Genomic DNA, 7,023 nt, shown 5'->3' with positions numbered 1-7,023 from the left:
ATAGGACGAACAATTATTTCATCACCCAAAGTTTCGAAAAGGATACTGGCTCTAGATGTTTGTATTTGAACAGATAACTCTGCTGCACCTGCAATATTACCAGCAGTCAAACTAATTGAAGCAATACCGTTACTATTAGTAACGGCGGTACCTATAACTGGAGATAAATTCCCTAAACTAGATGTAAAAGTCGCTAGTTGTCCCGTTAAAGGTAAGCCATTTAAGTCAACATATGTGGCTACTACATTTGCAGCTGAAGAATTACTGATAATAGAAATTGGATTACCATTGTTATCCATTAATTTTAGAGATAGACGATTTGTTCCAACGGCAACACCATCACCTAAAATGTAAAAGCTTATCGAAGTTGTTAAACCAGAACCAGTACTGACCGTGACTGTAGCAGCAGTCTCAACATTAGCAGTACGAAGTTTAATCTTCGCTAAGCCATTTGAATCTGTAAGAGCGGTTCCACTAGATGGCTCAAATGTACCGAAAGAACTATCATTTAATGAGAATGATACAACTTGACTAGCTAGACCTTGGCCAATAGAGTCGGCAAGAAGAACTTCAATGTAACCAGGTTGACTGTCAGAAACTGTAGTGATTGAAGTTCCCGCTGCATTAATTAACTTAGCGGTAAGTGAAGATGAACCAGAAACGCCAGCATCACCTTTAGAATAAAAGTTTACACTAACTGCTTATTGCTCATCAATTTCAACTTTTACCGTTCCAGCGCCCTCTTTATTCGCAGCAATAACTTTAATGACCGCTTGACCATTTTCGTCAGTCAAACCGGTGCCACTATTAGGAACGAAAGTCGCTAAAGCGGTATCATTAAGAGAAAAAGTAACTAAGCGATTGGCTATCGGTATCCCTGTGGGGTCTTTATACTCTACATGAATATAACCTGGTGTTAAAAAACTAATATTACTAATTGCATTTCCAGCAGCGTCTTTTAATTTTAGCGTTATTAAATTCTCACCAGTAACAGCCCCATCTCCAGCCATTGATATACCTGTAGACGCTGATTCACCAGAATCTAAAGAAGCCGTTACTGTCACAGCACCTTGAGTGGTTGATGTGCTAAGAATGACTTCGGCCACACCTTCAGAATTAGTTTTGGCAGTCCCAGCGCTTGGGGTAAATGAACCCAAAGATGGATCTGATAAGGAAAAAGTCACAACTGTATTTGCAACAGCTCCAGTTAAAGAACTTGTAACAGTTGCCTTTAACATTGCTGATGAACTTGCCGTAATCTCATTTGAAGATGTCTCAAGTTTTATTGAAATAACCTCAGTAGGATCCGTCCCTCCATCGCCTCCGGTTCCACTATCAGTAATACCGCCGCCGCCACCACATGCGACGAGAAAAAAAGTACATAAAAGTGCGAAATAAACTTTATATGCTGACCTCATTGTCAGGCTCCCTGTTACATTGAAATAAAACTTAAGAATTATTATAGTTACTTATATTTAAACAATACACAAACATCCTATAACTTTAGCATAACTATAATAATTTCTTTGCTATTTATCGGCTAAAACTTTCACTTTTAGGCCATTTCCTAAGTTAACGATTCCTGCTAGTCTTTAGCGCATTCAATAAAGAAATAAAATAATATGATGAAAAGGAACACTCTGTGAGTAAACAATACAAGCTCGGACTCACGAGCAAAATTTTATTTGGCATGGCATTAGGCATTATATTTGGCCTAGTATTGAGAAACTCTTTTCCTGATAGCCAATTTATTCAAGAGTACATTACCGATGGATTCTTGCATGTCATTGGCACTATCTTTATCTCAAGCTTAAAAATGCTTGTCGTACCTTTAGTATTTATCTCATTAGTGTGCGGTACTTGCTCCCTTAGCGATCCATCTAAACTGGGGCGTCTTGGTGGCAAGACCATATCCTTCTATTTATTCACTACCGCTATTGCGCTCACGATTGCGATTCTAGCCGCAGTGTTGATCCATCCAGGTAATGCTAGTTTGGCCGGTAACGCATTAGAATACTCAGCAAAAGACGCGCCTAGCCTTTCTGAAGTCATTATTAATATTGTACCGACAAACCCTATGCAAGCCATGAGTGAAGGCAATATGCTGCAGATTATCCTATTTGCAGTTGTTTTTGGCTTTGCCATCTCACATATTGGTGAACGCGGTACGCGTATAGCGTCATTTTTTAACGATTTAAATGATGTGATTATGCGTGTAGTTACCTTGATTATGCAGCTCGCGCCTTATGGTGTGTTTGCACTGATGGCGACTCTCAGCTTAACGTTAGGCTTAGAAACCTTCGGTAGTGTAGTAAAATACTTCTTCCTGGTCGTTGCAGTATTATTTATTCAAGGCTTAGTGGTATACCCGACGTTATTAAAGTTATTCTCAGGCCTGAGTCCGCTGATGTTTTTGCGTAAAATTCGTGATGTGCAACTGTTTGCCTTTAGTACAGCCAGTTCAAATGCCACATTACCTGTCACCATTGAAACAGCTGAACACCGAATGGGGGTTGACAATAAAATTGCCTCATTCACTTTACCACTGGGTGCAACACTTAACATGGATGGTACCGCCATTATGCAAGGTGTCGCCACGGTATTTATTGCCCAAGTGTTTGGTATTGAACTGAGCATAATGGATTACGCTACTGTGGTGGTCACAGCAACGTTAGCCTCCATTGGCACTGCGGGGGTGCCAGGCGTAGGCTTAATCATGCTCGCCATGGTGTTAAACCAAGTTGGCTTACCTGTAGAGGGGATTGCATTAATTATTGGTGTCGACAGAATGCTCGACATGATCCGCACCGCGGTGAACGTAACCGGTGATGCGGTAGCGACAGTGATTATTGCTAAATCAGAGGGTGAATTCAATGAACAAATATTCAATGACTCACAAGCGGGTAAAGTCGCTAAAAACTTTGAAGATCAAGTGCTTAATTCCAAAAATTAACACTTAACATCACCTTATATAAAAAAGCGCTAATTTAGCGCTTTTTTATTATCTTTTTTCTGCATAAATATGTCATTATCATCAACTTACATTGATATAGGCTTTCATTATCATTAAAAATCATGGGTAAATGACTCGTCATAGCTTAAAAAAACGGAATAAATATGGACCTTACTTTATTGGCAAGTTTAGCGGTTATTCACATAGTGGCATTGATGAGCCCTGGACCCGATTTCGCCATTATTGTAAAAATGGCCACACAACAAACGCGCTTAACCGCACTTTATTGTGCCTTAGGTATTGCGGTGGCGATCTTGATACATACCTTTCTATCTTTGATGGGGATCAGTGTGATGATCCAACAATCTCATATAGCGTTCTTGGCTGTACAACTCATTGGTAGCAGCTACTTAGCTTGGATGGGATATGGGGCGCTTAAATCAGCGATGACGAGTATTATCAGCAAACGCCGGACTGTAGACATCCCTTCAGTTCAGCAAAATCTCACCCAGGTGGCTATAGTCTCGTCGTTAAAGGGGTTTAAGGTGGGTCTTTATACCAATCTACTCAACCCTAAAGCGCTGATCTTTTTTATTACTTTATTTTCAGTATTAATTACGCCACAAGTCAATCATTCAACCAAAATAGCCGCGACAGTATTATTGTTTGTGTTGTCATTAGCATGGTTTAGCTTGCTGGCATTAGTATTATCTAAACCTCGAGTTCAGCAGAAATTACTCGCAGCGAATACCATTATTGATTTACTGGTAGGGATTATTTTTATTGCCGTTGCGCTGACTATTGCAAGTAATATTATCCAACAAATTATCAGCTAATTGACATAGATATAATCATTTAAAGCAGCCTGAGTTTTAAGCCTTATAAGTAATTAGTGGCCAAGATTAATCCGAGGATTAATCTTAAGGCTGCTTTGGCAAACCTGTACACTATGTCGAGGATAATGGAGTAATCGACGCGCTAGATAATCCACGACAACATTTAAACCTGCAGTGAACACCAATAACAATAAGGCACCGCTAAAGCGGATTTCAGAAAAGTTACTGTCAACATAAAAGCCTAACGTCATCACGCCAAGCATACCCAAAATAGCCGTTTCACGAATAATCACTTCAAAACGATAAAACAGTAATCCCATAAAATGTGGATATAGCGTAGGCACAACCAAATAACTATATTGGTCAATCCTTGGCAGATATGTGAGCGGAACACTCACGTTGTCAGCTTGGCGCGCCATTAAAAATACCATAAGACCGGCATTGTGTAATGCTAGCGCGATAATAGCGGGTAACATAGAAGGACCCAGCAACATCATAAACACAAAAGCCAATAAATACTCTGGCAGTGAACGTAATATTAAATTAACCGCACGCATGAACAAGATGATCAGGTTTGGCATCATTAAACGCGTGTTTAGCGGCAACAATATCATGGTGAATAAGTGAGTTAATCCTAAGGCACAAAAAGCCAATACTAAAGTGGCAATCATTCCCGGAAACACTTGTTGGCTTATTAATTCATAAACCCAGTCAAACAACTTTGATAAATTATCTGCATCAAACCAGGTAAAAAAAGCCTGCCCTTGGAGCATTGGCGGTAAGATATCAACACTGATAAAGCGCCAAATAAGTTGCGAGTCAATCACAGGTATTGGTGGTAAAAAATACACCGCAAGCGGTAAATATAGCCACAGCAAAATCGGTTTAGCCCAAAAGCGTATGCTGCCAATTAATAACACAAATAAAATCAGTAATGCCCCACCTTGCTCATAACGCCCTTGACGAAAAGCGGATTCTAAATAAAAGCCTAATGTCGGCATACCAATAAAACCCAATACCGCACTACTGCGCAATGCACATTCAAAACGATAACGAATATAATCAATAATCTGTGGATACATGTGCATCCAACGTCCATAGATAAATGCCGATAACTTATCAGTACCTTTGGGCAGTGAAAACAGAGTATGGATAGGGGCTTGTTGTAATATATCCGCAAAAACTCGGGCAAATGTGGCAGCATAAGGTAGTGCAATGGCTAAGATACCGGTAATGGCTGATAGACCAAAGATCTGTAAAAATATCAGCGCCCAGAAAATCTCATGGATCGCGCGGATAAAGGCACACAAGGCCGCAATTAAGGGATGTTGATACCACAAGGCTAATGGAAACCCCACTAGCAATCCAACCGTGATCCCAAGCAAGGCAAAACTGATAGTTTGCCATAGTGCATCAAACAGATTCTCTGTCGCAAAAAAATCGGGATGCACAAAACCCTGCCACATACGGCCGAGTTCGGACCAAGGATCGAGTGCTATCACTTCGGTATCGGCAAAAAACCAACACACAGATACCGTAACTAAAAGTAGTAAAGTGATTTTCTGCCAGTGGCCCAAAAAAACGCGTCCACGAAAAATCATGGCGTCAGACATAATAGAAAAGACAGTAACGGCACACAGATAGAGCTGTAATAAGCAATATAATGAGCTGCAGCGATGTGATCATATTCACGCCATAACCTGCTTTGGCATATCGGCCAAAGCATAATGCTGTGATAAACGTGCCAGAGATAACTTATCGGCGCCATCATCTAGCACCACTTTGCCCTCGCTAATCACGATAATGCGATCAAAATGCGCTAAGGCTAACTCAGCATCATGCAGCACACAAATCACACTTTGATGTGCTTGTTTAATCAAATTTAATAACCGTAAGCCCATTAATGGATCTAATGCAGAAAAGGGCTCATCACCCATAAAAATGGATTGCTGTTGAAATAATGCTCTGGCTAATGCGACACGTTGACGTTGTCCACCAGACAGCTCACTGACCTTTTGTGTTAATGGCATGGTGAGCTCTAACTGCTGACAAATAGCGGCTATTTGTTGTTGTGGCTTATTAAATGGCAATATTAAATTAGCCATATTGTACCAACGAGAGTAACGCGCTAATCCACCAATAAATACATTATGATATATCGACAAGTTATCAACCAACCCTTGTGCTTGAGAACACAAACAGGTTTGCTGAGCCAATTGTAGATATAGATGATGCAATAACGTGGTTTTACCCACGCCTGAAGGACCTAAAATAGCCACATGTTCATTGGGCTTAAATGACAAATTAACCTTAGATAAAACAATGTTCTGACTATAACCTAAATCAACATCAACCAAAGACAACATTAATCAAGCATTCCAATGGTTTTTGCGACGCGCTCAATCGGCTCATAGTCGTTATTATGGGCGGGTACAAATGACTCACGAGGAAAACTGGCTAATAAATCTTTATCCGTCATACCAATTAATGTTTTAGTCAGTTTTTCTTTAAAACCTGCACCAAAAGTATCATCAACGCCAGCACGAACTGTCCATTGATAGTCAGGGTAGCTAGGACTTTCCCAAATAACTTTCACTTTACTGGTATCAACCTCGCCTTTTTCAACAGCAGTGTCCCACACTTTATAATTAACCGCGCCAACTTGGTATACACCCGCTTCGACTTGGCTAATGGTGCGGCTATGATCACCAGAGAAACCAATTCGTTTAAAAATCTGTTCGATCGGCTTACCTAAGTTTCGCTCAATAAAAAACTGCGGCATTAACCGTCCAGACGTTGAATCTTTAGAACCAAACGTAAAAGTATAATCATTTAGTAGCGGGAAATTACTGGAAGGGACAATTTCAGTAGATTGATGGGCTATCAAATAACTCTTAAAGTACTGATCTTCAAAACCTTGAGCGATAGCTTCAGAACCAGGCACTAAGCGACGAGCCTGAACCCCAGATAAACCGCCAAACCAAGCAAGCTGAACTTGATTGTTACGGAACGCCGTTACCGCAGCTGAATAAGACTTTACTGGAATATATTTTACTTCCACGCCCAATTGCTCAGATAAATAATCAGCCACTTTATCAAATCGAGTACGAAGCTGACTTTCATCTTCATCAGGGATAGCAGTAAAGGTAAAGGTTGCACTTAATGCAAACGTCGAAAATAAACTTAAAAAGCTCGCTGCTAATAAATGTGTTAGTTTCATCTTAATCTTATAAG

7 protein-coding genes are annotated in these 7,023 nt (G+C 40.2%); 2 read left to right on the top strand and 5 right to left on the bottom strand.

What is annotated here, in order from left to right; all coding sequences use genetic code 11:
- Both H5185_RS20445 and H5185_RS20440 read right to left on the bottom strand, forming a co-directional pair.
- On the bottom strand, window positions 1-299 hold a 299-nt coding region (locus tag H5185_RS20445; protein WP_182743022.1), incomplete at its 3' end, for an invasin domain 3-containing protein.
- 402 nt (window positions 300-701) lie between these two features.
- Complete coding sequence (locus H5185_RS20440; RefSeq protein ID WP_182743021.1) at window positions 702-1,418, bottom strand: hypothetical protein; 717 nt, start codon at window positions 1,416-1,418, stop codon at window positions 702-704.
- A 224-nt stretch (window positions 1,419-1,642) separates the two neighbouring features.
- On the opposite strand from H5185_RS20440, the gene H5185_RS20435 reads away from it, so the two are divergent.
- Complete coding sequence (locus H5185_RS20435; RefSeq protein WP_124016486.1) at window positions 1,643-2,953, top strand: dicarboxylate/amino acid:cation symporter; 1,311 nt, start codon at window positions 1,643-1,645, stop codon at window positions 2,951-2,953.
- A gap of 164 nt (window positions 2,954-3,117) precedes the next feature.
- Entirely contained in the window at window positions 3,118-3,789 is a 672-nt protein-coding gene (locus tag H5185_RS20430; protein ID WP_182743020.1) for a LysE family translocator, read from the top strand.
- Window positions 3,790-3,842: 53 nt separating this feature from the next.
- Here the strand turns inward: H5185_RS20430 and H5185_RS20425 are convergent, their stop codons facing one another.
- The 3 genes from H5185_RS20425 to H5185_RS20415 form a co-directional block, all read right to left on the bottom strand.
- Complete coding sequence (locus tag H5185_RS20425; RefSeq protein WP_259396268.1) at window positions 3,843-5,390, bottom strand: ABC transporter permease; 1,548 nt, start codon at window positions 5,388-5,390, stop codon at window positions 3,843-3,845.
- A gap of 87 nt (window positions 5,391-5,477) precedes the next feature.
- On the bottom strand, window positions 5,478-6,155 hold the full coding sequence (locus tag H5185_RS20420) for an ATP-binding cassette domain-containing protein (protein WP_182743018.1): 678 nt from the start codon (window positions 6,153-6,155) through the stop codon (window positions 5,478-5,480).
- Window positions 6,155-7,009 (bottom strand): putative selenate ABC transporter substrate-binding protein, encoded by an 855-nt coding sequence (locus tag H5185_RS20415; RefSeq protein ID WP_182743017.1) that lies wholly within the window; start codon window positions 7,007-7,009, stop codon window positions 6,155-6,157. Before H5185_RS20415 ends, H5185_RS20420 begins: the two co-directional genes overlap by 1 nt.
- Between the last annotated feature and the right edge of the window lie 14 nt (window positions 7,010-7,023).

The sequence above is a fragment of the Shewanella sp. SG44-6 genome (assembly GCF_014164185.1).
Lineage (GTDB): Bacteria > Pseudomonadota > Gammaproteobacteria > Enterobacterales > Shewanellaceae > Shewanella > Shewanella vesiculosa.
Note: the sequence above shows the minus strand (reverse complement) of the source record. Positions and strands in the feature narration are given on the sequence as shown.

What these genes read in the sequence shown, in the direction of transcription:
- H5185_RS20440 (WP_182743021.1), bottom strand. Translation starts at nt 1,418, where the DNA reads ATGAGGTCAGCATATAAAGTTTATTTCGCACTTTTATGTACTTTTTTT.
- H5185_RS20430 (WP_182743020.1), top strand. Translation starts at nt 3,118, where the DNA reads ATGGACCTTACTTTATTGGCAAGTTTAGCGGTTATTCACATAGTGGCA.
- H5185_RS20425 (WP_259396268.1), bottom strand. Translation starts at nt 5,390, where the DNA reads ATGATTTTTCGTGGACGCGTTTTTTTGGGCCACTGGCAGAAAATCACT.
- H5185_RS20420 (WP_182743018.1), bottom strand. Translation starts at nt 6,155, where the DNA reads ATGTTGTCTTTGGTTGATGTTGATTTAGGTTATAGTCAGAACATTGTT.
- H5185_RS20415 (WP_182743017.1), bottom strand. Translation starts at nt 7,009, where the DNA reads ATGAAACTAACACATTTATTAGCAGCGAGCTTTTTAAGTTTATTTTCG.